We start from the raw sequence: 24,561 nt of genomic DNA on the forward strand, positions 1-24,561 counted from the left end.
ACAAATATTGAAAGGCAAAAGGATTTATGTTAAAATCCGCCGTCTAACTGTAACTGATTTAAAAGTGAGCATACCTATGATTAAACAGCGTACGATTGCACAAGTAGTCAAAGCCATAGGAATTGGACTTCATAAAGGTGAGAAGGTCACAATAACTCTCCGACCTGCGAGCGCAAATACTGGGATTGTATTTCGTCGTGTCGACCTTGATCCGGTTGTTGATTTTGAAACAACACCTGAAGCCGTTGGTGATACGCAGTTGTGTACCTGTTTAATTAACAAAGATGGTGTTCGCTTATCAACTACTGAGCATCTTATTGCAGCTGTTGCTGCAATGGGCATTGATAATCTAATTGTAGAATTAGACAGCTCAGAAGTGCCGATTATGGATGGTAGTGCATTACCATTTATATATCTGTTACAAAAAGGCGGAATTGAAGAACAAAACGTTGCTAAACGCTTTATCCGTATTAAAGAAAAAGTACGCATTGAAGAAGATGGTAAGTGGGCTGAAGTTGAACCATATGATGGTTTTCATATCGACTTTGAGATTGCATTTAACCACCCAGCTATCAATGAAAGTCGCCAACGTATTGGGTTGGATATAACAACGCAAAGCTTTATTGAAGAAATTAGCCGTGCGCGTACTTTTGGATTTATGAAAGATATTGAATACATGCATGCAAACAACCTAGCGCTAGGTGGTAGCATGGATAGTGCTGTGGTACTTGATGAATTCAAAGTTTTAAATCCTAATGGCTTACGTTATAGCGATGAGTTTGTTAAGCACAAGATATTAGACTGTGTTGGTGACATGTTTATGACAGGTCATAACCTTTTGGGTAAAGTAACTGCATTTAAATCGGGTCATGATTTAAATAATAAATTACTACGTAAAATTATGGCTACAGAGTCAGCATGGGAGTGGGCAACATTTGAAACGCCTGTGACGATGCCTGCACCCGGTCTTGAGTTAGCTCCAGCCTAAAAGCAGTAAAAGAACAGCTCACAAACAGTTATAAAAAATGACGCTAATTAGCGTCATTTTTTTTGCGTAAAATTTACTCTATTATAACTCTAAAAGAGCTTGTAACTGATTTAAATGAGTTACTGTATAGGTTGGTTTTATTCCATCGGCTAATTGCTCACCAGGGTGTTGTAACCAGCAAGTATCAATACCTGCATTGTTGCCGCCAAGTATGTCACTTGCAGCAGTATCACCCACCATAAGTATCTCGCTTTTATCTGGGTTACCCATTAGCTCAAATGTGTGCTCAAAAATCGCTTTATTTGGTTTTGCTATACCCACAAGTTCAGATATTACTAACCATTCAAACATATCTTTTAAGCCAGTATGCTCAAGGCGTACGGTTTGTAAGCGGGCAAATCCGTTAGTAATAATACCTAATCGAGCATTTGGCTTAAGTTTATTTAAAAGCTCAATAGCACCAGGTAATGGCTCGCAAATTTGCGCCATAGCATCTAAAAAAGCATCGTTTAGCTCTTTTGCGGGCACATTGAGTTTTGAAGCCCATTCATTAAAGCGTGTTACTTGTAAGTAATCTGCGCTAATAGTGCCATTTTGATAATCAACCCACAGCTGCTTATTGGTTTTTTGATAATGAATATAGTCGTCTTGGCTAAAATCTACGTTGTAAGCTTTAAACATGCGAGTCATGCCCGCTAAAATATCAAACCTAAATAAGGTTTCGTCTGCATCAAACAATACATAGTTGTATTTCATTAAACTTCCTAAATTAATTTGTTTGGCTGTAGAGATCTACGTGTAGAAAGGGCGCCATAGCTAAAGTGAGTGCTTGTGTATAGGTGCTTTCGCGCGTGGCGTGATTGTTTGTAAGTAACCCAATAGCGCCCCCTTTTTGTTTAACGTTGGTGGTATTAAATGCTTTGTCCATTACATCGCCAAGCTCTTCGCCGTTAAGTAATGCGTTATAAAGCACTTGAGGCAAGGGGAGGTTGCTGCTGCGCCCTACAACCTGATTTAAGGCATTATCAATAACTACGTAAGCAAAGGTTGCTGCACCATAGCTAAATTGCTCTGCACCGCCTTCCATTGCCACGTAGTAGTGAGCTTGGTAATGCTCTTTGCAATAATTAACACGGTTTTGTGCGCCAACACGTGTTTCTTCTTCGCCAATAGGTTGATCTGGCACATTGGATAGGGCATCAACACCTTGGCAATCAATTTCATGTTCAGGGAAATACATTGCAAAAATATGTTTAGCCGCGTTAATTTTTACAGGGTTTTTAGAACCCACAATAATTTTTAATGAGTACAACACAATGTCCCTTATTGTTACTAAAATCAGCAGTGTACGTGAGAGAGCTCAATCTTAGAAGAGGAGTTAAATAGGTATATCCAAAGGTGCTAAGTTTTCCAGTGCACGCTTTTTCAAAATAATATCTTTAATAAGTGGAGTAAGAACCAGCTCCATAGCTAAGCCCATTTTGCCCCCTGGTACTACAAGCGTATTAATACGAGACATAAAACTGCCTTCGATCATCCGTAAATAATAAGGAAAATCAACATCATCAATCCCCCTAAAGCGAATAACTACAAAGCTTTCATCAAGAGATGGAATATCTTTGGCGCTAAATGGGTTTGATGTATCAACGGTCGGCACGCGTTGAAAATTAATATGGGTACGAGAAAACTGCGGGGTAATATGATTTATATAGTCATCCATACTGCGCACAATAGAGCCCATAACCGCTTCGCGAGAATGGCCTCGTTCGGATGTATCGCGTATTAATTTTTGAATCCATTCAAGGTTAATAATTGGAACCATGCCTATTAATAAATCGACATGCTTTGCAACGTCTACATCTTGATCAACTACACCACCGTGTAACCCTTCATAAAACAAAATGTCAGTATTATGGTCAAGATCTTGCCAAGGTGTAAATGTACCTGGTAATTGATTGTACGGAACGGCTTCATCAAAGGTATGTAAGTAGCGGCGTAACTTTCCTTGACCTGTTTCGCTATAGTTTTCAAACAGCGTTTTTAAAGCGCCAAAGTCATTGGCCTCTCTGCCAAAGTAACTAATATGTTTACCTTCTTGTTGTGCTTCTCGAACTTTTTTATCCATTTCGGGGCGAGTGTAACGATGAAAGCTATCTCCTTCGACAAAAGCCGCTTGAATATTAAGGCTACGGAAAATATGTTTAATTGCATTCGTTGTGGTGGTTGTACCCGCACCAGATGAACCCGTAATCGCAATAATAGGATTTTTAGCTGACATGTTAATTCTCTTTTTTAGGACCAGGTTTTATAACCAGACTAAACTTAACATTATTTTAAGTCGTTTGGGTATCTTAAGAGTTGACTGACTTAGCTCAAGTGACGCCATCAGCAAATAACGTTATCATGAGGTGCTTAAAATTAAAACGAGAGAAAGCATGAAACTTATTAAACCATTACTTGGATTATTTTCTATAGCAGCGCTGAGCCCAATAGTGGTGCAGGCTAGCATGCCAAAAAGCCAAGTATTACTTGCTGATTTAAATACACCTTTCGGGGTACAAGTTAGTATTGTGAGCGATAAAAATAGTTATAACAACCAACCGCACTTAACAAGTACAGGTTTATACTTTACTCATGAAGTAATTAATAAAGGGCAAAGCCAAACTGATATTGCTTATTATGATTTCACGTCAAAAAAAGTTACCAATATAACTAACTCTCCCGTAAGCGAATACTCACCAACAGTTATGCCAAGTGGTGATGCGATATCAGCGATTGTTGTAGAAGCTGACGGTAAGCAAAAATTGTGGCAATACCCACTCAAAAATGAAGATGCGCCACGTCGTATTTTTGATTGGATTGAACCTGTTGGATACCATGCATGGGGTGTCCAAAATGATTTAGTGATGTTTATTTTAGGTAAGCCTCACACGCTTCAATATACTTCTGTTGCACAAGCGAAGGGGGAAATAGCTGCCAGTAATATTGGCCGAACGCTTATTTATAACAACTTAATGGCTGCATTTTTATTTAGTTACACTAAAAACGAGCAACACATTTTAGCGAGTTTTAATCCACAAGATAAACAAGTTGAAGACCTATTAAGGTTACCGGCTCAAGTTCAAGATTTTATTTTAAAAGATAATGCGACCATTGCTTATGCTATTAAAAACCGCGTTTATCAGCGTAAACTTGATGGAAGTGATGAAGTATCGCAATGGCTTAATTTAAGCACCTACTGCGAAACAAATATAACAAGAATGAGTTACAACAATGAAAAACTCGCTTTTGTATGTGATATAACAAAGTGAAGCAGACAAATAAATTCAGATTTTATTGTGTGTATGCGTTAATCTAATACGCAAATTAACTAATAGGGATTACACGTGGCTTATAGTGCAGACGAGCTGACAGAACAGCTCATTAAATTACAGTGCAGAAGTAATTTTAAGATTAAAAATATTGCAGAGTACATGTTAGTAAACTCTAAAGAAGCATTTTATACCCACAGCGAAAGCGGCAAGGGTAAAATAGTAATTCGCCCAGCATTTGAAGTGTTTAGCGATGATTTTAATGATATCGATGGCGTGACGCGTGCGCAAGGGTACTTCCATAGCAGTGAGATGACACGCTTTCCTACGCGCATTTTTAAAAGCGCTCAACCTATTCACTACGGTGTTGCGTTTAAAATAAATTCTGAGCAAGCAGCCAAAGATTTTATAGCCAAGCTAACTATGATTATTGGTAATTAATAAAGCAAAAATATAAACGTAAAAAGCCGCTGAATTTATTTTCAGCGGCTTTTGTTTTTTATAGCTCAATAAACCTAATAATTACTTACTTTTTAAAAAGCTATTAACCGATTCAAGTTCACGTGTTTTAAGCGCGATACAATCGTTTGTGCTTTCTTCAAGCTTACTTAATGTACGAGCGTAACCAGCTACATCAGCTACTTTTTCGTTAAAGAAGGTTTTTGTTGTCGCTAAACTTTCTGCATCACAGCTTGCAGTTGTAAAGTACGGCAAGTTAGGTATAAAGAACGGCGGTAAGCTTGCTGTTACTTTATCGTAGTTACTGTAAACCCAATCAATAAATAATGCTTGGCGCTCATCTGTGTAACTTTGACCTGACAAAATAGTACGCATGTCAGATGCCGTTACTTCATCCGTTAAGCTATAAGCTAATACCGCTTTTTGTAACTCAGGTTTACCAAAAAAGCCCATAGCTGCAAGCATGTTTGTGCGTACTTGCGGATCTTTAGTCGTTTTAAACGTTGTCATGAATTGATCAAGCAGCGCTTTGTCACCATGAAAAGCAGCAAGAGTTAAGTACGTACCCGCTAAGTATGGGTCTACCTTTTGTGGATCATTTAAATAAACCTGCGTTTGTTCTTTGGCTTTATTGATGACATTTTGATCTTCACCATCAAAACCTAAGCGTGATACAACGGCTGCACGAAGTTGTGCAATAGCTCCATCTTCACCCGCTTTTGCTTCTAAACCATATTTTTTAGCAGCAGGCGTTACTGCACCGCGAATAAATTCAGGCCATAGGTCTTTATTGCTATCGTCTTTAAAAGTGCGCTGTTGCGATACTAAGTAACCTAGTGCGGTATTTGCTACGCGAGGGTGGCTATCGCTTACGAACACTTCAAGTGTTTGCATTAACTTAGCAGCAGATATAACACCAGCATCAAGTAGCGCATCAGTAGCCGATAGTAACGCTAAGCGTTCACGGTCGCTCAGTACGCTTGGCGCCTTTTTAACAAGCGCGCTAAATTGTGCATCATCCATTACCCAGCGGTAGTAGCCTAGTGCACCTTGGTCAGGATAAATCCACTCTGGTTCAAAGTCTAAATCTAGTGTTTGGCTTTGTTTATTAAGTAATACGTTTGCTGTTTTTACTTTATCGCCAGCACCATATTTAATTGCAACTGGTACATTCCATAGCTGCTCTGGCGCATCAACGCCTGCGTTTACAAAGCGGCTTTGTGAAATAGTTAATTTGCTACCTTGTTGAGTTACTTTAACTAGTGGGAAAGAAGATTGCTCAATAAACGATTTTAAAACACTCGCTACGTCTTTATTTGACGCTTTACCAAGTGCTTCCCATAAGTCGGCCGCTTCAGCATTTTTATATGAAAACTCTTTTAAGTAGCTTTGAATACCTTTTTGAAATGCATCTTCGCCAATCCAGTTTTCAACCATAGCAAGTACTGAACTACCTTTACTGTAAGCAAGACCTAAACCGTCCATAATGTCGGCTTCGGTTTTAATTGGCTTACGAATAGGCTTGGTGCTTAGGCGTGCATCAAGTGCCATTACGTTGTTTTGTGGCAGGTCTAAGTGCGATTCAAACTCAGGGTTAAGCTGCTTAGTAATTTTTGCAGCCATCCAGCTAGCAAATGCTTCGTTTAACCATAAGTCGTTCCACCATTTCATGGTTACTAAATTACCGTACCATTGGTGAGCAAGTTCATGAGCAATAATTGATACATTACGCTGTTTTTTACTGCGTGTTGCTGCAGCTAAATCAACTAATAAAATATCTTCTCGGTAGGTTACTAAGCCTGAGTTTTCCATTGCGCCAAATGGAAACTCTGGTACCGCTACTGAGTCTAATTTTTTGTAAACGTAAGGAATACCAAAATACGCTTCAAGTGCGCCCAGTACTTTTGGCATGTTTTCTTTTGCGTATTGGGCTAAGTGAATTTTACCTTGAGGGGTAATTACACGACCAGGAATTGGCATGCCTTTAATATCTAATTCTTCAAATGGGCCAACAGCCATCGCGACTAAGTATGAAGGAATTGGCGGCGTTTTATCAAAAAAGTGTGTGGTCATATCGCCATCAACCGTTGTTTTAAGCTCAGGCGTATTTGAATATACTTTTTGTGATGTAGGCGCGGTAATCGTTAACTGAAATGGAATTTTGTAACTTGGCTCATCAAAAACAGGAAATGCACGGCGTGCATCACTCATTTCAAATTGAGTAAATAAGTAAGGTGTGCCTTGGTCTAACGTTTTGTATAAACCAACACTTTGACGGTTATATGGCGCTGAAAAATCAACTTTAAGGGTGTATTTACCTGGTTGAATTTGCTCATCACAGCTAAATTTAACTTTACCTGTTTTAAGCATTTCGTTGTTTAAGTCACAGTTTTCGTCGCCAAGCAGTTGCGCCATTTTAACAGCGTAAGCTACGCCATTTAATTCAATGTATTTTGTTGGTTTTAGTACTTCTAGGGAAATCTCAGTCATCCCTGTGAATGTATCTTGGCTCGGATCGAGTGTTAACGATACCTGTTGTGAACTTGGTTTTGCGAGTTTTTCAATAACGAATTCGTTAGCGTTTGCAGCACCCATTGCCAAAGCAACGCTCACTGTTAAGAGGCTTTTAAGAAACATAGTGATCCCTAGATTGTTGTTGTTAGAAACTACCCTAAATAGGCTTTTTTATGCTCATATTATTAGGGGGTTAGATATCCTAACAGTTTTTTTTAATAGAGTAATTGATTATAACGATGACTTTAAGGGGAAATAGTAACAAAGTTTGTCAGTGGCTTTCGCGTCTTATAAAACGCTGCCAATGCAGGTGTGGGTTAATAATACGTATTTTTTGGATCACGTTATTTAATAAAAGCACGTCCTTAAATTCATTATGTGGGTATTCGTTAAATCCCATGAGATAATTAAAGGCGTCTTTAGAGTTGGCTTGCAGAGCATGTATACGCACTTGTTGCTCAAAGTTAAGACGAAGACTGCTTATGGCTGTTTTCATACCGAGTTGATCAACGTTTGGTATATCACACTTTTGTAAATAGCCGGCTCGCTCACCTTCACCTGAAAACCAAATACGGACTTTTTCACTGTATCTGCCAGTTTTAGCGGGTAAGTCGAACATTAATCGTTGTTGATTTTGTGATTTTATGAATGCTAAATATTCATTAAACCCGGCATCTATAAGTGCCTGATGCACTGGAACTAAGCGAGGTTTTATCTTACCGTGAGTATGAAAATTAAAACATAAGACATCTTTTTCAAGGGACAGATCATCAAGCGTTAGATAGCCAATTTCATCGCTATATGCACCACTGTAGTATGCAATTAGAGGAAGCCAAAAATGCCAGTGTTTTGGTTGCTCACGTGCAACTTTAAAATCACCGTATATATATCCATTATAAAGAGTGTGCAGTTCCATGGCTGAAAAGGGCCGGCGACCAAGATGGGTTTTCAACGTAATACCTTGAAAATAATGATGTGTTTTATTTTATACCCAACTAGCAGTAGATGCTAGTCGGGTTTTATCCGCTCTTAAAATAAAGCGTATAAAGTATTATTCACTTAATGCGCGAGCTAAACCAGTAGGTTCAATCTCTGTACATACTTGGTCATCATTCCAGTTAATGCCAACAAGTGCGTTATCTTCATTTAAATCTTCAACCCATGCATCTAAAAATTCATCAAGATTTATTTCTACAGGGCTGTAGTCTTTCCACTCTTCTTTACATTGCGCTTTAGCTGCTTCTTCACTTTCCCAAAGCAGTAGTACGTCAGTTTCGTCAAATTGGTTAGAATCGCACACTACAAAGCCATTATCTTCTGCACCAAGTGCCCAAATTACTTCGCTAACACGTACTTTTTCTACAAAGTTAACTAGTTGTGATTCAATTTCGATATCGCTCATGTGTTTACCTTTTTAAATTAGTGACGAGGATTAGTATCTATTGCTGCTTGACGCTTGCAATATTGCTTATGAAAAGCAACAAGCTCTGAATACTGACTAAAGTCAGTTAATTCACGAAAGCAAATCCAATCAAGCAGGCAGTATAAACTGATGTTGAGGTATTCACAGCTTTTAAATTCTTCATCGCTTAAATGGGTATTTAAAAAGCTTAATGTTTGTTCAATTCGTTCGTTTTGCAAATTAAAAAAGAGTTTATCGCTTTTGGTGTCAAATCCAGAGCGTTCACATAGCAACATTTCTACTAGCGAATCGTTACAGGCATTTATAGTCGTAAGTAAGTGCTCTTGCGGCCACGTTAGTTTTGGTTGACCTGTTTTTTCAAGTAAATAGCGCAATATAGAATTAGAGTCACTAAGTGTTAAGTCGCCATCTACCAGAATAGGAATCTTTCGAGCTGGATTTTTACTGGCCATAGTAGGGCGATCTTGCTCAGAAAATATATCAAGACTCACAAGCTCTAGTTTACAGTTGTTTTGTTGTGCCCAAATTCTAATTCGGCGCACGTAAGGTGAAGGTACAGAACCAATTAATTGCATAATTACTCCATAAAAAAGCCGCATAAGCGGCTTTTATAAAACGTTACTTACGATACAGTTAAATTTATTCTGAACGGCTAGTAACTTCAAGTAAATGATAACCAAATTGAGTTTGCACAGGGCCTTGTACTTGGTTAATTGGAGCTGAAAACACAACTTTATCAAACTCTGGAACCATCATACCAGGACCAAACTCACCAAGAGCACCGCCATCTTGACCTGATGGGCAGTTTGAATGCGCTTTGGCTAATTCAGCAAAGTCTTCGCCTTGCTCAATTTTTGTTTTTAAGTCTAAGCATTGTGCTTCACTGTCTACAAGTATATGTCGTGCGCTTGCTACTGTCATAAAATCTCCCGAGTATAGTGTGGTGTTTTTTTAACCGAATTAAAATATCATTCTAGTTAGTTTCAACTAATTGTACCAGTATAAACTTATTTATCAGAAAGCACAGTTTCAATTGCAGCAATCATTTGTTCTGAATCAGGTGCTGCTTTGCTGTTAAACCGTAAAACCGTCTCACGATCAGCAGACACTAAATACTTATAAAAGTTCCAATTTGGAGAGCTAGTTTGCTCATTCAAATATTTAAAAATTGGATTCGCTTTACTACCACGCACTTCGCTTGTAGCAAACATAGGGAAGGTTACACCATAATTTACAAAGCATACTTTTGCAGTTTCTTTTTCACTATCCTCTTCTTGAAAAAAATCATCAGAAGGGAACCCTAATACGACTAAGCCTTGTTCTTTGTATCGTTGATATAGCGCTTCAAGGCCTTTAAATTGGGGTGTAAAACCACAGTTGCTTGCCGTGTTTACTATTAATAAAGGCTTATTTTTAAATTGGCATAAATTAATAGATTCTTTTGAGCGCAGCTTTCGAATATCGACATTGGTAAAATCTTGACAGTCTTGGGTAGAGGTTTGGTTAATAGTTGATGATGTTTCAGCGTGGAGTGGGGCATTAATAAATAAAGCCATTAATCCTATTATAATTTTTTTTAGCATTACATTACCTAAACTTTTCAATTGTTTGATTGGATAATCATACGCTAATATGAAACAAATTGATCAACCTTTGAATGACCTATGACAACCCGTTTAGCAACTATTGATGATCTTAATGAAATTGTAGCCATTTATAACGAAACCATTGCAGGGCGAATGGTAACTGCAGATACCGAAGAAGTTACTGTTGACGAAAAGCGTGACTGGTTTAATAGCCATAACGATAAAAGGCCTATTTATGTTTACTGCGAAAATAACCAAGTACTTGCTTGGGTAAGTTATAAATCGTTTTATGGGCGTCCTGCTTACGATGGCACAGTAGAGATGAGCATTTACATTACCCGTAAAGCACAAGGTAAAGGGCTTGGTAAAAAGCTAATGATATTTGCTCAAACACAAGCTAAGCAATTAAATATTAAAGTATTGCTTGGTTTTATTTTTAGTCATAATTTACCCAGTGTTAAATTATTTAAGCATTTTGATTTTGAAATATGGGGCGAGTTACCAAGCGTTGCCATAATGGATAACAAGCCCTACAGCCTGACTATTTTTGGAAAGCATCTTAAATAAACTGTTTTTTGAAAGCTTGTAATATTTTTTTACAAAATAACGATAGGGCTTTATGCCAATTAAATAAAAATAGACTACGCTATTAGGATATTAAGTTTATTAATTTGAAGTGTGGCTTGATGATTCGAAAAATATTAATTATTGATAGTAGTAGTGTCATCGCGATGCGTGTGAAAGTGCTTTTAGAATTAATAGGGTGTGAGGTCGAATTAATTCATTTCAGCATGCTAGACATGTATACCAATATAGGCGATTACGACTTAGTTGTTGTTGCCCATGGTGTGCCTGTTGATTCTATAAAACCGCTTGTAAGCGAAGTAGCGCAAGAGCGCTTTATGCTGCTTGCGCCAAAAGCACAAAGCGGTGAACAACTAACTGCGTTTAGCGAGCTAAATCATATTGCGCCTGACGCAACCGTGGTCTACCCATTTTTTTCTAATAAAGAAATTACTTCTCTTTTAGAGAGCCTATTAGAATTAGGCTCTAACCATATTTTGCAATTACCTACTATTTTACTCGTCGACCATGTTCCTGAACGTCTCGAAAAAATGAAAAATAGCTTAATCGGTGCTCATATCGAGACTCATACTGCAACAACCTCCGCAGAAGCTTTAGAAATTAGTAAAGAAAAGCAAATAGATATACTGATAAGCGATTTTATTTTAGATGACGGAACAGGTTTAGGAATTTTTTCAAATTTAAAAGTAACCCAACCGCATTGCCGCTGTTTGTTATTTACCTCACGCCCTGATCAAGTTTCAATGATCGACGCAATTCGTCAAGGCGTAGAAGATGTACTTATTAAACCTTTAAACGATAGCTCACTATTACAATCAATACATAAATTATGGCAAACAGAGTTATTAAAACGTCATAACGCAGAGCTTGTAGAAAGGCTACAAGATACGGTTGATGCCCTAATTGAAAAAGACAGCCTACTTCAGGTTATTTATAAACATACGCCCGATGCAATTATGTTATTTGAAAAGTGCGGTAGAGTGATAGAAGCTAATGATGCTTGCTTGAGACTATTTAACTTACCGTTTAATGAACTCGAAGGTAAATCAGTATTTGATTTTTTAGATGATGATTCAATTTTAGGTATTAAAGATAAGATTTCGACATTAAATAGTAATCGACAATTTAGCTGCGATTTACGTTTATCTAAAACAGCAGGAGGTTATATACCCTTAGTTGGCTCTTTTAATGAGATAGATCACCATGGCGAAATAGCACTTGCGGTCATATTTAAAAATGTAACCCATCTTAAGCAAAAAGAGGATTTATTACTTGAAGCAAAAGATGTTCTTGAAGAGCAAGTAAGAGCACGTACTTCACAACTCGAGCATGCTAAAAATGTGGCTGAGGCTGCAAACTTAAGTAAATCAGAATTTTTAGCAAACATGTCGCATGAACTTCGAACACCTATGCACTCTATTTTAAGCTTTTCTCGTTTTGGTTTAAGTAAATTAGAAGCTGGAGATTTTGCAAAAGAAAAACTCATTAAGTATTTATCGCGAATAGAGAGTAGTGGTGAGCGTTTACTGTCGTTACTAAATAATTTACTCGACCTATCTAAGCTAGATGTAGGCAAGTTTCCATTTAACCCTCGTCCCTATAATTTAGCGAATATTATTAAAACAAGTATTGATGATGTGTCTGGTACGGCAATGGAAAAAGAAATTGAGATTATATTTACCGCACAGCCATTACCTGTAATTGCACAATGTGATGAAGAGCAAATAAACCAGTTACTTCGAAACGTACTAGGTAACGCACTTAAATTTAGCGAACCTAAAAGTAAAATACGGGTAAATTTAGAGTCAGATAATAAGCTTGCTACTATAGAGGTTACCGATAATGGGGTCGGTATACCAGAAGATGAGTTGGAGCATATTTTTACTAAGTTTGTGCAAAGCAGTAAAACAAATAGTGGTGCTGGTGGCACAGGGTTAGGCCTTGCATTGTGTAGAGAGTTTGTATCTTTACACCAAGGTGAAATCACTGCACGTAACAACGAAAATGGTGGTGCAACTATATCTATACAAGTGCCATTAGAAATAAACTTAGACGAGCATTTAGCTGAAGATCAGTTAATACAACACAGTAATTAATTGTTTTTTGGCATACCAAGTAACTTTTTAAAGAATTTGAATGGATGATAAATTATGGCCTTAACTAAAATACTTGCCGTTGATGACGAACCCTTTAACCTTGAAATTATTGAGGAAATTTTAGAGGAGCTTGATTTTGAATTACAAGTAGCAACAAATGGTCCTGAGTGTTTAAACATGGTTGAAGGTTATATGCCTCAGGTTATATTACTCGACGTAAGTATGCCGCAAATGAACGGCTATGAAGTATGTAAAGCACTTAAAGCAAATCCAAATACCGCACACATCATTGTTATGTTTGTTTCTGCTCGCGGCACTGTTGAAGAACGCATGGAAGGCTATTCTGTTGGCGCAGAAGATTATATTGTAAAACCTTTTGGCCATGACGAACTTAAATCTAAGCTTAAAAATTTAAATCAAGTACTCGTTGAAAAGCAAAGCCTAGAAAAGCAAGTTGAAGATGCAACATCAACTGCATTTAATGCAATGGCCAATAGCAGTGAAATGGGGCAAATAGTTAACTACGTTGAAAACATAGGCTTTATTAACGATCCTCAAGAGCTAGGTAAAGCGCTTGTAGATTGCCTTCAGTCTTTTGATTTACAAAGCAATGTAGAATTTAGAGAAAATAATGAAATTAGCCACTTTGCGCTAAACGGCGTGTGTTCACCTATTGTGGTGGAGCTATTTGAAATGCTGAAAAACAAAGGGCGCTTACATGAGTTTTCGCACCGAATTTTAGTTAACTATGAATTGATTAGCTTACTCATTTTAAATATGCCCGATCATGACCCTGATAAGCATGGTCGTATACGCGACCACGTATGTTTTATTGTAAGTGTTACCGAGCAGCAGCTACGCGCCATCATGACCAAGAAAATGCTTGAATCACAACGAGCGAAACTTAATGCCGTAGCAAGTACTGTTCATAGTAAGTTTCATAGCTTAATTAGCTTGTTGAATGAAAACCGTCAAAACAACGAAAAAGTGTTTAAACAGTTACAAGAAGAGCTCGAAGAACGTATCCCATCAATGGGACTGGATGAAGATCAGGAGGTGTTTATTTATAAAAAAGTAGATGAAACTATCCAAAACTCAGTAGCAAGAGAAGAGTCTGTTAAACAAGTCAAAGCAGCCTTTACAGAGATAGAACAAGATCTATCGTTACTTTTGAAAAACTAGTTACTTCGCAATATAAAGGTTTACTTAAGCGGTGCTATGCATCCCTTGGTAAGCCTTTTTCTACAATTCTAATTAACCTAGCTGTTTTACGAATTTGTAATCGTTGTTTATCGTTTTGCTGAGCAAGTGCCCATTCAATATGCTCTAAAACAAGTTCGCTGCATATTTGGCTTTTATCTTGTAGGGCATTAATAATAGCGGGGCTGAACTCTGCATTACCTAAACCAACTGCTAAATTACGTAACCAACGTTCGTGGCCAATGCGACGAATAGGGCTGCCTTCGGTGTTTTTTAAAAATGTAGGCTCATCCCAAGCAAACAGCTCAAGTAAATCTTTATCTTTTAATTGAGTGCGAGGATGAAAGTCATTTTCGTCAGTTATTTGTCCATAACGATTCCAAGGACATACCAACTGGCAATCATCACAACCATAAACACGATTGCCTAATAAAGTTCGGTACTGCTCTGGTATTGTCCCTTGGTGTTCTATGGTTAAATACGATATACATTTACGTGCATCAACAGCGTAGGGCTCTACAATTGCACCTGTTGGGCAAAGAGTAATACAAGCAACGCATTTACCGCAGCCTTCAAAGGTGTTTTCTGCATCAATTGGTAGAGGTAAATCAATAAATAGCTCGCCTAAAAAAAACCACGACCCAGCTTCTTGGTTAATTAATAACGAATGCTTACCACGCCACCCTAAGCCGGCTTTTTCGGCAAGTTGACGCTCAAGTACAGGGGCTGAATCTACAAAGGGTCTAAAGCCATACTCGCCAATTTCTTGCTCTATTTTTTGGCCGAGTTTTTTTAAACGATTACGCATTAATTTATGGTAATCACGACCTAATGCATAGCGGCTTATATATGCTTTTTCTTTATTTTTTAAGGTTTTTGCAAAGCCAGCATCGGGAGGCAGATAATTCATTTTTACGGATATAACACGTTGTGTACCAGGCACTAATTCAGCAGGGCGGGCGCGTTTCATACCGTGGGCAGCCATATAATCCATCGAGCCGTGGTAGCCTGCATCAAGCCAACGTTGCAATTGGGCTTCGTGCTTAGATAAGTCAATATCAGTAATGCCCACTTCGCTAAAGCCAAGCTCTTGCCCCCAGGTTTTTATTTGTAGGGCTAATTTTTCATAGTCTGGGGTAGGGTTGCTCACACGCTTTACACACTTAAATTAATAGCTGCGTAATTTACCATATTTCTCTGAGCCCGAAAACGCTTCTTAGTGCACAAAGCGCTTTAACTGTTGTTGGGTTTGTAAGCTAAGCTGTTGAGATTGCTCGCTATCGGCTAATGCCGTATCTATTTGTAGTTTAGCTTGCTCCCCTAAAGCTACGATTTGCTCTACCGATTGGTGAGTCGTACTTTGGGTGCCCTCAAGCAAATGTACAGCACTGGCTATTTGTTGCAGCTGCTGCTGGTTGTGCTCAAACTCACTAAGCATTTTAGTAAAGCCATCACAGGTTGCACTAATTGAGCTTTGTGCGTTATTAGAGTGAGTCATTAATTGCTCTGACTCTTTATTTGTCTCGTTTACCAAATCATTCATCTGACTTATGAAGTCGCTAATCTGCCTAGTTGCGCCACTTACCTTTATTGAAAGCGTGCGTACTTCGTCTGCAACTACGGCAAATCCTCTGCCAGCTTCACCCGCTCTAGCTGCTTCTATTGCGGCGTTGAGGGCTAACAAATTAGTTTGATCAGAAAACTCTTCAACCATTTTTAAAATACTACGAATGTTTTCACTGTTCTCTTTTAGTCCCGCAATTGTATTTGAAAAGCTACCTAGCATATTAGTAATAAGTTTTACCTGCTCTACTAAAGCAGCGAGTTCTGACGCAGATAGTTTTACAAAGTTAAGGTGTTCATTATTAACGTTATGTACGCTATCTGTATTATTTACTATGTCTTGTAAGCTTTGGGTTATTTGCATACTGGCATTAATAATACTGTGGCTTAACTGTATTTGTTGCTCACTTGATTGCTCAGTATTTTTCATTGATTCAGTGACTTGTGTATTGCTGTGTGCACTCGCTTGAGCACTGTTATATGTTGTGCTGAGTAACTCACTTAAATGGGCAGTAAATATATTGTATTGTGAACTTAAATCTTTAAATTCGTCATACGAAAAGTGGGGAAGTTTTGCTGCTAAATTTGCATCTTGTTGGTTTATTTCTATCAAAGTATCGCGCATAGCAGTAACAGGGCGAACAATTAAAAAACGCATATAAAAAAGAGTAAAAATAAAACCAGATATAATCACAAGCGTAAGCAGCCAAAATAGCCCTGTATTTTGCTGTTGTTCGCTTAAACTCTGATGCAGCCAAAATAACGTAATTGCTTGGAACAATAATACAAAACTTAAATTACCGACTATTTTACGGGTTAACGTAAAAAAGAATGTTTGCTCTATATAGTTATAAATTTTCATGAAACCACTCATTATGCTCAAGCCCTACGATTGTTATTTAAGTAAGGGGAATGTAAGTTAGCCTTTTTGTAACGACAACAAGTAAGCTTTGGTTCGCGCTGGGTAATTTGTAAAAATTCCGTCTATGCCATACTCAAGCATTAGCGCTATATCTTCTTCCCTATCGACTGTATAAGCATAAATCTTTAGGCCTCTTTTTTTTGCATCCTCTGCAAAGGCCTTATTTATAAAGGTTTTATCTGCATGTACGCTATAAGCGTTTAAATCACTAGCAAACTTTGCATAGTTAATTGGAATAGAAGAAGTAAGGGCGCCTATTTTAAGCCATGGTAGCTTGTTTTTAAGCCACTGTAGTTGATGATGATCAAACGATGATACTAAAATATTGGTTTTCGATATTTTTTTAGCTTCAATGTTTTGTTCTAATTGAGCCACAAACCTTTCTAGTGCAAACGTGTGTTTAAGCTCAATATTTAATAAAGATTTATTGTTATTCCAATCAAACAGCTGCTGAAGAGTAGGAATTTTTTCACCATTTCCAGCATCAAGCTTAGAGAGCTCATGAGCGGTAAAGTTACTCACCCTGCCTTTACCGCTGGTGGTTCTATCAAGCCATGAATCGTGTATTACCATGTAATCATCGAAGGAACTTTGAATATCTACTTCAATACCATCAACACCTACTTTTAACGCTTCTAAAATAGCGCTTTTGGTGTTTTCAGGAAAATCCCCACTGGCACCACGGTGTGCAAATACTTTCATTGTCGAGCCTTTTTAGTGATTGACCACGTTTCAAAACAAGCGGCACTCACTATGAGTGCTCCACCAACTAACGTCATAACAGTAGGACGTTCATGAATAATTACTATAGCCAGTATGGTGCCATAAAGTGGCTGCAAGCAAGAAATTAACCCCGCAGTTGCCGCTGATAAATGCTTTAAACTTGCTGCAAATAACGAGTGCGGTGTAGCTGTAAATATAACACCCGCTACAGCAATTAAAATCAGGTCATGATTACTAACCTCATACACTGGTACTTCTATAAATGCATACAACATAATGCTTGCCACTAAGGTTTGATAAAACATCGTTTGCGGCCCGCCATATTGGCTAAAGTAGCGCTTATGAGTAATGTTTCTTATTGAAAAAAACAATGCTGATATCACACCTGTTATTACACCTAGGGTTACATCATCGCCCAAGTTTGCACTTGGTACTAATAAGTAAATACCTAAAACAACCACCGCTGCACTTATTATATCTTTTGCTTTTGGCCTGCTTTTATTAAATAAGGGTTCTAAAAACACCGTCATTACGGGGTAGCTAAAAAATGCCAGCATTCCAATAGTTATACCAGCCATTTGCATACCAGCAAAATAGGTAACCCAGTGAATACCCACCGCAACACCTAAAAATAACGCAATAAGATAGTCTTTAGGTTTGTTGAGTTTAATTTGTTTTTTTTGAAAATAAAGCATGGCTAAAATAGCCATTCCTGCAATTGCAGTTCTGTAAACGGTAATATCTAAAGCATTTAAACCAATAAGTTTGGCAAATAAAGCGGTCCCGCCAAAAAGTAATACCGCTATGTGTAAATAAATTAAACTTTGTTGCTGAGGCTGCATTTAGTTTCCTTGTTGTACTTTTTGAATATATTAACATTGCTTAAAAATTCTTAAGATGAATTTTTTCCGCATGACAAAAGTCATTAAAGTTGATGACACTTCACACTCTTATTATTTTTGTACGCGGGCATAGTTACCTTACTCAACAGGAGGTAATTATGAATTCTTTAATTTTAATCAGCTTAACTATTAATGAAGTGCTAGAGGCGTTAAGTTTTACTATTACGTACGCAGATTGCTTTATGCTGGTATGCATTTTTATGTTATTTATATTTATTAATAAAAATAGTGCTATAAGTAAAAATAATATGCCTGAGGTATTAGTATGAGCTCGTTAAGCAGCTTTTCTCAACAAAGCGATAAAGGTTTTTGGAAATATGGACATTTAATTTTTACCGGCTTTTATTTACTCCCGCTAATAATTAATTTTTCGAGCTTTACCGTTAACCAAATTGTTATGTCTTTAGCCTTCTATGTTGCTTTTATTCTTTTGTATATAAAAGCAATAAACTGTAAAAGTGCAGGGGTGACTAAGTTATTTGTAGCCATGCTTTTAATTTGTTTTTGCGCTACTTTTTACACCACAGGTACGCCTACTTTATTTGGTTTCGTAGCCTACATAGCAGGCTACTCTTACAGCTACCGTCAAAGAATTTATGCTGCGATCGCAATTATATTCACGGTTTTATTAAGCACATATATTGGAGATATAGGTAAGGTTCAATACTTTTTAGGCGTTGCTTTGATTCTTTGCGCCACATTATTTAGTTACGGTATTGCAGCAAAAAGAGAAAGCTTATACAAAAAGCGCGAACAAGAAAGCGCTAACCAACTAGAGCAATTAGCAGCTATTGCAGAGCGAGAACGAATAGCTCGCGACTTGCATGATATTTTAGGCCACTCATTGTCATCTATTGCTCTAAAGGCTGAGCTTGCTAATAAATTAAACCAAGGAGAGCGATACGCTCAAGCAAATAGCGAAATTGCACAAGTGGCCGATTTGGCAAGGCAGTTGCTTAGCGATGTAAGAAGCGCCGTAAGTGATTTAAAACAGCTTAATCTTGTCAGCCAAGTAGCACAGTTAAAGCAAAGGTTAATAGAGCAAGGATTTAACGTTTCATTTAATGTGGTTTTAAATGCTCTGCCCGCTAAAGTAGAGGGTATAGCAGGCCTTATAATTAAAGAGGCAGTTACTAACTTATTACGCCATAGCAACACAAAAAATTGCGAAATAAATATAGAACAAACAGCGCAGCAGTTACTTATAACCGTAATTGACCATGGTCCGTGCAGTACATTGAATTCGGGCAATGGCCTAAATGGTATTAAAGAGCGAGCAGAGCAACTAAATGGCAGTGCAGCATTTACCTGTGGCGATAATTTTACTTTAAAAGTAGTGCTGCCAATTACAGCTAAGGATTTATAATGATCAGAGTATATTTAGTGGAAGATCAGGCGCTTGTACGCGACGCAGTAGCAGCATTGTTAGGGCTTGATTTTAATATTGAGATTATTGGGCAAGCAAGTAACGGGCAAGATGCACTTAATGCAATTGAGGCACTTGATAGTGATTTACATCCCGATATAATTTTAACCGATATAGAAATGCCAACCATGAATGGTATAGAGCTTAGCGAAAAAATAGCCGCTAAATTTCCTGCTATAAAAATGGTTATTATGACTACATTTTCTCGTGCGGGTTATATTAGGCGAGCGCTTACGACTGGCGTTAAAGGTTTTATTTTAAAAGAAGCACCAAGTGAAGAGTTAATAAATGCGCTTAAAAAAGTAATGCAGGGACAAAAGGTAATTGACCCAGAGCTTGCTATTAATGCATTAGGCGACGCAGATCCACTTACCGATAAAGAGCGCAAAGCCCTTAAACTTGCAAGCGATGGCCTTAAAACAAGCGACATAGCTAAGCAGTTATTTATTAGCGAAGGGACTACGCGTAACTACTTATCTGATGCCATTGCAAAATTAAACGCTACTAACCGCATAGATGCTGCGCGTATAGCTAAACAAAAAGGGTGGCTTTAATCAGTGGGTTTATAAATTATAAGCAAAGTATTACTATGATATGTAAAAGTAACGAACAGCGCTTAAAATTAGCTTAAAACGCGCTAAAAGAGGTTTTAATGGCAAATTTAATAGAACTAACAACTAAAAATAATATCGCTATACTCACCATGAATACCGCTGAAAACCGCCACAACCCAGCGTTTTTGGCTGAGTTTAATTTACACCTAGACCACATTGAAGCAGAACAAAATATTAAGTCAGTTATTTTAACGTCTTCAAGTGATAAAAACTGGTCATTGGGTATCGACCTCCAATGGATGTCTAATCCAAGTATTTTACCTGCAGCAATTTCAGACTTTATGATTCAAATAAGTGACTTATTTAAACGCATAGTTACTTTTCCTATGCCTATTATTGCTGCGTTAAACGGGCATACCTATGGTAATGGTTCTGTACTTGCGTGTGCGTGCGACTTTAGATTTATGAAATCAGACAAAGGCTTTTTTTGTTTTCCTGAAGTGGATGTAATGGTGCCGTTTGTTCCATCGATGTTTCCTATAATTAATAAGGCTATTTCGCAAACCTTCTTTAATCGTCTAGCTATGTCAGGAGAGCGGGTTGGTGCACAGCAGTTGCTAGAGAACAAAGTAGTTGAAGCTGTGTTTGCAAATAACGACGAACTTCAAGCGGGTGCACTTGAGTTTGCCCAGCAATTTAATAAAAATCGTTGGATTTACGCTCAAAATAAAACACAAATGAATAAGCAGATTTTACTTACAATGAAAGAAGAAGATCCAAGCTTTATTGATAATATAAGTAAACTGCTGTGGAAAAACCTACAAAAAAAATAGTATAGATTTTAGCATTGCTACGAGATGACTAAACACTTTGCAGTTAAGGGATCGTTAAGCCCCATTGCGCTAGATTTTTAAACTATACAGCAAGGTAAACAGCAAGGTAAAAGTGCTTTCTTAAAAGTTTAATAGCTTTTACCTGTCTCATTATAACTATATGGGTTAAAATACCTACATAACCAACTAACAAGATAGTGAATGTCAAACCAAGATCCAAATCTCAGTCGAGAACAAGAAAAGTACGAAAACCCAGTCCCTAGTCGTGAGTTTATACTTACTCACCTTCAAGAGCGTTCAAAGCCTGCTAACTGCGCGCAATTATGTGAAGAACTAGCAGTAAACGATGACGAACGCCAAATAGCATTTAAACGCCGCCTTCGCGCTATGGAGCGTGACGGACAGCTGTATTTCAATAAATTTAAATGCTACGCCCTAATTGACGAAGCCGGTTTAACCAAAGGCAAAGTAATAGGCCACAGAGACGGTTTCGGCTTTTTAGAAGTTGAAGGCGAGAGTAAAGATTGGTTTATTGCTAAGCACCAAATGAATATGGTGTTACATGGCGACATTGTACTAGCTAAAGGCACTAAACGTGGTTCTGGCTCAAAATGCGATGCACGTATTATAAAAGTGCTTACTAACGAGCGCGCGCCAATTGTTGGCCGTTACTTTGTTGAGCACGGTGTTGCTGTTGTAGTCGCTGAAGACCCGCGCATAACGCAAGATATAATGATTTTACCAGGCAACGAAAACGGTGCCCGCCATAACCAAATGGTGCAGGTTAAAATTACGCAAAATCCAAGCCGTAACATGAACGCGGTAGGTAAAGTTATAGATGTACTTGGTGAGCATTTAGCCCCAGGTATGGAAATTGAAGTTGCACTGCGCAATCACGATATTCCACATGTATGGCCAGAAGAAGTTGAAGCACAAGTTGCTCATCTAGGTGAATTTGTTGAAGAAGCTGACAAAAAAGGTCGCGTAGATTTACGTGATTTACCACTTGTAACTATTGATGGCGAAGATGCACGCGACTTTGATGACGCCGTATATTGTGAACCTAAAAAATCAGGTGGCTGGCGCTTATGGGTTGCCATTGCTGATGTATCGCATTACGTAGGAATGAACACGCCGCTTAACAAAGAAGCAATTTTGCGTGGTAACTCAGTGTATTTCCCTGAGCAAGTAATTCCGATGCTACCAAAAGTGCTTTCTAACGGATTATGTTCGCTTAATCCAAAAGTAGATCGCTTATGTATGGTTGCCGAAATGACCGTGTCGAGTGCGGGTAAACTTTCGGGTTATAAGTTTTACGAAGCGATAATGAACTCGCATGCACGTTTAACTTACACCAAAGTAAATGCCATTTTACAAAACGACGAAAAACTACGCGAAGAATACTCAGCCGTTGTGCCACATTTAACTGATTTACAGCAAATGTACATGGCACTTAAAGCTGCACGCCAAGACCGTGGTGCCATAGAGTTTGAAACCCTAGAAACACGTTTTGTATTTAACGCTCAGCGTAAAATAGAATCAATAGTGCCTGTTATTCGTAACGACGCGCACAAACTCATTGAAGAATGTATGATTTTAGCCAACGTATCAGCGGCTAAAATTCTTGAAAAGCACGAAGCAAGCGCGCTTTATCGTGTGCATGACGAACCAGACCAAGAAAAACTAGGTAACTTTACTAAGTTTTTAGGCGAGTTAGGTATTGAAAGTACATTAAGCGACGAGCCAACACCAAAAGAAATAACGCAAGTATTAGCGCGACTAGGTGACCGCCCAGAAGCTGAACTTATTCAAACTATGTTACTGCGTTCAATGAAACAAGCTGTATATCAGCCAGATAACATTGGTCACTTTGGTTTAGCGTTATCGGCTTACGCGCATTTTACATCGCCAATACGTCGTTACCCAGATTTAGTAGTGCATCGTGCTATTAAAGCAGTAATAAAAGCACAAGGTCAGCAAACGTCTGGCGAATACGCTTATACCGACGATGAAGTTGATCAACTAGGTGAGCAGTGTTCTACAACAGAGCGTCGTGCTGACGATGCAACTCGCGAAGTAGCTGATTGGCTTAAATGTGAGTTTATGCAAGACCATGTAGGTGAAGAGTTTGATGGTGTTATTTCATCGGTTACCAATTTTGGTTTGTTTATTCGTTTAGACGATTTACAAATTGATGGGCTTATTCACGTTACTAATTTAGGCGACGAGTTTTTTGCGCATGATGCTGCAAAACACACCCTAATAGGTGAGCACTCTCACAAAATTTATCGCCTTGGCGATAAAGTAACAGTAAAAGTTGCGTCGGTTAGTTTAGACGATCGCCGTATAAACTTAACGCTTAAAGGCGATGTTGCACAAGACAGATACTCACGTCGTCGTGCACCAAAAAAAGGTTCAGGTAAGTCTGAGCATGCGCCAGCAAGTGTGCGTTCGCAATTAAAAGCAGGCAAAGTACCAGGTAAAAAGTCGCACAGCGATGACAAACCAAAAGGTAAAAAAAAGCCAGCAAATAAAGATAAAGGCAAGCCTGCAAATAAGTCTGCAACAAAACCTGCAGATAAAAAAGCAGCAGACTCTGCCGTAAAGAAAAAACCAAAGAAGAAGGCCGTTAAAAAGCCTAAAAGAGCAGGCAAAAATGCCCGCAAACGTACTAGCCCAGGAGCAGACAATACGTGAGTAATGAATTAATTTTTGGCTTTCATTCTGTTGAAGCAATTTTAGAAAGCGAACCAGAGCGCTTTGTAGAAATTTACGCCCTTAAAGGTCGTGACGACAAACGCTCAACTCCGATTATTGATGAAGCACGTAAATTTGGTATTTCAGTACAGTTTATGCAGCGTAAAGCCCTTGATAGCAAATCAAAAGGTGAGCAGCATCAAGGTATTATTGCTAACGTAAAAGCAGCGCCAACGTTTAATGAAAAAGATCTTGATGCGATAATCGCTCGTGAAGACACACCGTTTTTACTTGTGCTTGATGGTATTACCGATCCGCATAACTTAGGCGCATGCCTACGTAGTGCAGACGCGGCAGGTGTCCACGCTGTGATTGTACCTAAAGATAAGTCGGCTAAGCTTAACGGTACTGCACGTAAAGTGGCCTGTGGTGCAGCCGAAACAGTACCGCTTATTCAAGTGACTAACCTTGCACGTACGCTTCGCGAAATTAAAGATGCAGGCGTATGGGTTGTAGGTACCGCTGGCGAAACTGATAATCACGTATTTGATGCAAGCTTAACAGGGCCAATGGCTATTGTTATGGGCGCAGAAGGCGAGGGCATGCGACGCTTAACGCGTGAGCATTGCGATATGCTCGTTAAAATCCCAATGGCGGGTACTGTTTCAAGCTTAAACGTATCGGTAGCCACGGGTATTTGTTTGTTTGAAGTATTACGCCAACGTAACGCAAATAACTAATATATAAAACGATAAGTTTTATGTATTAAAAAGCCGAGA

At 38.3% G+C, this 24,561-nt stretch carries 25 protein-coding genes; 12 read left to right on the forward strand and 13 right to left on the reverse strand.

The window, feature by feature from the left end; all coding sequences use genetic code 11:
• Positions 1 to 76 precede the first annotated feature (76 nt).
• Positions 77 to 988, forward strand: coding sequence for a UDP-3-O-acyl-N-acetylglucosamine deacetylase (lpxC, locus tag H5160_RS03640; RefSeq protein ID WP_002957999.1), 912 nt, complete (start codon positions 77 to 79; stop codon positions 986 to 988).
• Positions 989 to 1,069: 81 nt separating this feature from the next.
• On the opposite strand, the gene yjjG is transcribed toward lpxC, so the two are convergent.
• From yjjG to H5160_RS03655, 3 genes are all read right to left on the reverse strand, one after another.
• Positions 1,070 to 1,744 carry a pyrimidine 5'-nucleotidase gene (yjjG, locus tag H5160_RS03645; protein WP_182711439.1) on the reverse strand — a complete coding sequence of 225 codons (675 nt, stop codon included), beginning with the start codon at positions 1,742 to 1,744 and terminating at the stop codon, positions 1,070 to 1,072.
• A gap of 13 nt (positions 1,745 to 1,757) precedes the next feature.
• A complete protein-coding gene (gene yjjX, locus H5160_RS03650) occupies positions 1,758 to 2,303 on the reverse strand; it encodes an inosine/xanthosine triphosphatase (RefSeq protein ID WP_096040826.1) in 546 nt (181 codons plus the stop codon).
• A 63-nt stretch (positions 2,304 to 2,366) separates the two neighbouring features.
• Positions 2,367 to 3,266, reverse strand: a complete 900-nt coding sequence (locus H5160_RS03655) for a phosphoribulokinase (RefSeq protein WP_002958002.1) — start codon at positions 3,264 to 3,266, stop codon at positions 2,367 to 2,369.
• A gap of 157 nt (positions 3,267 to 3,423) precedes the next feature.
• On the opposite strand from H5160_RS03655, the gene H5160_RS03660 reads away from it, so the two are divergent.
• Together H5160_RS03660 and H5160_RS03665 are read left to right on the forward strand one after the other, a co-directional pair.
• Entirely contained in the window at positions 3,424 to 4,299 is an 876-nt protein-coding gene (locus tag H5160_RS03660) for a hypothetical protein (RefSeq protein ID WP_182732803.1), read from the forward strand.
• 75 nt (positions 4,300 to 4,374) lie between these two features.
• Positions 4,375 to 4,740 (forward strand): hypothetical protein, encoded by a 366-nt coding sequence (locus tag H5160_RS03665; RefSeq protein ID WP_007376965.1) that lies wholly within the window; start codon positions 4,375 to 4,377, stop codon positions 4,738 to 4,740.
• A gap of 81 nt (positions 4,741 to 4,821) precedes the next feature.
• Here H5160_RS03665 and H5160_RS03670 read toward each other — a convergent pair whose 3' ends face one another.
• The 6 genes from H5160_RS03670 to H5160_RS03695 form a co-directional block, all read right to left on the reverse strand.
• Complete coding sequence (locus tag H5160_RS03670) at positions 4,822 to 7,395, reverse strand: M1 family metallopeptidase (RefSeq protein WP_182736762.1); 2,574 nt, start codon at positions 7,393 to 7,395, stop codon at positions 4,822 to 4,824.
• 148 nt (positions 7,396 to 7,543) lie between these two features.
• Positions 7,544 to 8,224: a hypothetical protein gene (locus tag H5160_RS03675; RefSeq protein WP_182736763.1), complete on the reverse strand. Its 681-nt coding sequence runs from the start codon at positions 8,222 to 8,224 to the stop codon at positions 7,544 to 7,546.
• Positions 8,225 to 8,323: 99 nt separating this feature from the next.
• Positions 8,324 to 8,674 (reverse strand): DUF2750 domain-containing protein, encoded by a 351-nt coding sequence (locus tag H5160_RS03680; RefSeq protein ID WP_002958007.1) that lies wholly within the window; start codon positions 8,672 to 8,674, stop codon positions 8,324 to 8,326.
• A gap of 17 nt (positions 8,675 to 8,691) precedes the next feature.
• Positions 8,692 to 9,270 (reverse strand): glutathione S-transferase family protein, encoded by a 579-nt coding sequence (locus H5160_RS03685; protein ID WP_182736764.1) that lies wholly within the window; start codon positions 9,268 to 9,270, stop codon positions 8,692 to 8,694.
• A 64-nt stretch (positions 9,271 to 9,334) separates the two neighbouring features.
• On the reverse strand, positions 9,335 to 9,616 hold the full coding sequence (locus H5160_RS03690) for a peptidylprolyl isomerase (RefSeq protein WP_002958009.1): 282 nt from the start codon (positions 9,614 to 9,616) through the stop codon (positions 9,335 to 9,337).
• Between the two features lie 86 nt (positions 9,617 to 9,702).
• Positions 9,703 to 10,278 carry a glutathione peroxidase gene (locus H5160_RS03695; RefSeq protein ID WP_002958010.1) on the reverse strand — a complete coding sequence of 192 codons (576 nt, stop codon included), beginning with the start codon at positions 10,276 to 10,278 and terminating at the stop codon, positions 9,703 to 9,705.
• 81 nt (positions 10,279 to 10,359) lie between these two features.
• On the opposite strand from H5160_RS03695, the gene H5160_RS03700 reads away from it, so the two are divergent.
• The 3 genes from H5160_RS03700 to H5160_RS03710 all read left to right on the forward strand — a co-directional run bounded on the left by H5160_RS03700 (position 10,360) and on the right by H5160_RS03710 (position 14,144).
• Positions 10,360 to 10,848: a GNAT family N-acetyltransferase gene (locus H5160_RS03700; RefSeq protein ID WP_039485299.1), complete on the forward strand. Its 489-nt coding sequence runs from the start codon at positions 10,360 to 10,362 to the stop codon at positions 10,846 to 10,848.
• A gap of 119 nt (positions 10,849 to 10,967) precedes the next feature.
• Positions 10,968 to 12,962, forward strand: coding sequence for an ATP-binding protein (locus tag H5160_RS03705; protein ID WP_182736765.1), 1,995 nt, complete (start codon positions 10,968 to 10,970; stop codon positions 12,960 to 12,962).
• A 54-nt stretch (positions 12,963 to 13,016) separates the two neighbouring features.
• Positions 13,017 to 14,144: a PleD family two-component system response regulator gene (locus H5160_RS03710; protein WP_182693580.1), complete on the forward strand. Its 1,128-nt coding sequence runs from the start codon at positions 13,017 to 13,019 to the stop codon at positions 14,142 to 14,144.
• Positions 14,145 to 14,178: 34 nt separating this feature from the next.
• Here the strand turns inward: H5160_RS03710 and queG are convergent, their stop codons facing one another.
• The 4 genes from queG to H5160_RS03730 form a co-directional block, all read right to left on the reverse strand.
• Positions 14,179 to 15,312 (reverse strand): tRNA epoxyqueuosine(34) reductase QueG, encoded by a 1,134-nt coding sequence (gene queG / locus H5160_RS03715; RefSeq protein ID WP_182736766.1) that lies wholly within the window; start codon positions 15,310 to 15,312, stop codon positions 14,179 to 14,181.
• Positions 15,313 to 15,378: 66 nt separating this feature from the next.
• Positions 15,379 to 16,599 carry a methyl-accepting chemotaxis protein gene (locus H5160_RS03720; protein ID WP_182736767.1) on the reverse strand — a complete coding sequence of 407 codons (1,221 nt, stop codon included), beginning with the start codon at positions 16,597 to 16,599 and terminating at the stop codon, positions 15,379 to 15,381.
• Between the two features lie 45 nt (positions 16,600 to 16,644).
• On the reverse strand, positions 16,645 to 17,349 hold the full coding sequence (locus H5160_RS03725; RefSeq protein WP_024599309.1) for a glycerophosphodiester phosphodiesterase family protein: 705 nt from the start codon (positions 17,347 to 17,349) through the stop codon (positions 16,645 to 16,647).
• Entirely contained in the window at positions 17,346 to 18,212 is an 867-nt protein-coding gene (locus H5160_RS03730) for a DMT family transporter (protein WP_182736769.1), read from the reverse strand. Before H5160_RS03730 ends, H5160_RS03725 begins: the two co-directional genes overlap by 4 nt.
• 158 nt (positions 18,213 to 18,370) lie before the next feature.
• On the opposite strand from H5160_RS03730, the gene H5160_RS03735 reads away from it, so the two are divergent.
• The 6 genes from H5160_RS03735 to rlmB all read left to right on the forward strand — a co-directional run bounded on the left by H5160_RS03735 (position 18,371) and on the right by rlmB (position 24,522).
• A complete protein-coding gene (locus tag H5160_RS03735) occupies positions 18,371 to 18,541 on the forward strand; it encodes a hypothetical protein (RefSeq protein WP_164487629.1) in 171 nt (56 codons plus the stop codon).
• Positions 18,538 to 19,638, forward strand: coding sequence for a sensor histidine kinase (locus tag H5160_RS03740; RefSeq protein WP_024594631.1), 1,101 nt, complete (start codon positions 18,538 to 18,540; stop codon positions 19,636 to 19,638). The genes H5160_RS03735 and H5160_RS03740 overlap by 4 nt, the downstream gene beginning before the upstream one ends.
• The gene (locus H5160_RS03745; RefSeq protein ID WP_182719876.1) at positions 19,638 to 20,252 is read left to right on the forward strand and encodes a DNA-binding response regulator; all 615 of its coding nucleotides are present in this window, start codon (positions 19,638 to 19,640) and stop codon (positions 20,250 to 20,252) included. The genes H5160_RS03740 and H5160_RS03745 overlap by 1 nt, the downstream gene beginning before the upstream one ends.
• A 98-nt stretch (positions 20,253 to 20,350) precedes the next feature.
• Positions 20,351 to 21,085, forward strand: a complete 735-nt coding sequence (locus H5160_RS03750) for an enoyl-CoA hydratase/isomerase family protein (RefSeq protein ID WP_182736221.1) — start codon at positions 20,351 to 20,353, stop codon at positions 21,083 to 21,085.
• A 201-nt stretch (positions 21,086 to 21,286) separates the two neighbouring features.
• Positions 21,287 to 23,782, forward strand: a complete 2,496-nt coding sequence (gene rnr, locus H5160_RS03755; protein ID WP_182736771.1) for a ribonuclease R — start codon at positions 21,287 to 21,289, stop codon at positions 23,780 to 23,782.
• On the forward strand, positions 23,779 to 24,522 hold the full coding sequence (rlmB, locus tag H5160_RS03760) for a 23S rRNA (guanosine(2251)-2'-O)-methyltransferase RlmB (protein ID WP_002958023.1): 744 nt from the start codon (positions 23,779 to 23,781) through the stop codon (positions 24,520 to 24,522). Before rnr ends, rlmB begins: the two co-directional genes overlap by 4 nt.
• The last annotated feature ends 39 nt before the right edge of the window (positions 24,523 to 24,561 follow it).

This window comes from Pseudoalteromonas sp. SG43-4 (assembly GCF_014164325.1).
GTDB lineage: Bacteria > Pseudomonadota > Gammaproteobacteria > Enterobacterales > Alteromonadaceae > Pseudoalteromonas > Pseudoalteromonas distincta.

Coding starts and splice junctions, on each gene's coding strand:
- H5160_RS03745 (WP_182719876.1), top strand. CDS start 19,638: ATGATCAGAGTATATTTAGTGGAAGATCAGGCGCTTGTACGCGACGCA.
- H5160_RS03725 (WP_024599309.1), bottom strand. CDS start 17,349: ATGAAAGTATTTGCACACCGTGGTGCCAGTGGGGATTTTCCTGAAAAC.
- H5160_RS03680 (WP_002958007.1), bottom strand. CDS start 8,674: ATGAGCGATATCGAAATTGAATCACAACTAGTTAACTTTGTAGAAAAA.
- lpxC (WP_002957999.1), top strand. CDS start 77: ATGATTAAACAGCGTACGATTGCACAAGTAGTCAAAGCCATAGGAATT.
- yjjG (WP_182711439.1), bottom strand. CDS start 1,744: ATGAAATACAACTATGTATTGTTTGATGCAGACGAAACCTTATTTAGG.
- H5160_RS03750 (WP_182736221.1), top strand. CDS start 20,351: ATGGCAAATTTAATAGAACTAACAACTAAAAATAATATCGCTATACTC.
- H5160_RS03720 (WP_182736767.1), bottom strand. CDS start 16,599: ATGAGTGGTTTCATGAAAATTTATAACTATATAGAGCAAACATTCTTT.
- H5160_RS03695 (WP_002958010.1), bottom strand. CDS start 10,278: ATGCTAAAAAAAATTATAATAGGATTAATGGCTTTATTTATTAATGCC.
- H5160_RS03710 (WP_182693580.1), top strand. CDS start 13,017: ATGGCCTTAACTAAAATACTTGCCGTTGATGACGAACCCTTTAACCTT.
- H5160_RS03700 (WP_039485299.1), top strand. CDS start 10,360: ATGACAACCCGTTTAGCAACTATTGATGATCTTAATGAAATTGTAGCC.
- H5160_RS03685 (WP_182736764.1), bottom strand. CDS start 9,270: ATGCAATTAATTGGTTCTGTACCTTCACCTTACGTGCGCCGAATTAGA.
- H5160_RS03670 (WP_182736762.1), bottom strand. CDS start 7,395: ATGTTTCTTAAAAGCCTCTTAACAGTGAGCGTTGCTTTGGCAATGGGT.
- H5160_RS03730 (WP_182736769.1), bottom strand. CDS start 18,212: ATGCAGCCTCAGCAACAAAGTTTAATTTATTTACACATAGCGGTATTA.
- H5160_RS03690 (WP_002958009.1), bottom strand. CDS start 9,616: ATGACAGTAGCAAGCGCACGACATATACTTGTAGACAGTGAAGCACAA.
- H5160_RS03705 (WP_182736765.1), top strand. CDS start 10,968: ATGATTCGAAAAATATTAATTATTGATAGTAGTAGTGTCATCGCGATG.
- H5160_RS03660 (WP_182732803.1), top strand. CDS start 3,424: ATGAAACTTATTAAACCATTACTTGGATTATTTTCTATAGCAGCGCTG.
- H5160_RS03735 (WP_164487629.1), top strand. CDS start 18,371: ATGAATTCTTTAATTTTAATCAGCTTAACTATTAATGAAGTGCTAGAG.
- H5160_RS03655 (WP_002958002.1), bottom strand. CDS start 3,266: ATGTCAGCTAAAAATCCTATTATTGCGATTACGGGTTCATCTGGTGCG.
- rnr (WP_182736771.1), top strand. CDS start 21,287: ATGTCAAACCAAGATCCAAATCTCAGTCGAGAACAAGAAAAGTACGAA.
- H5160_RS03740 (WP_024594631.1), top strand. CDS start 18,538: ATGAGCTCGTTAAGCAGCTTTTCTCAACAAAGCGATAAAGGTTTTTGG.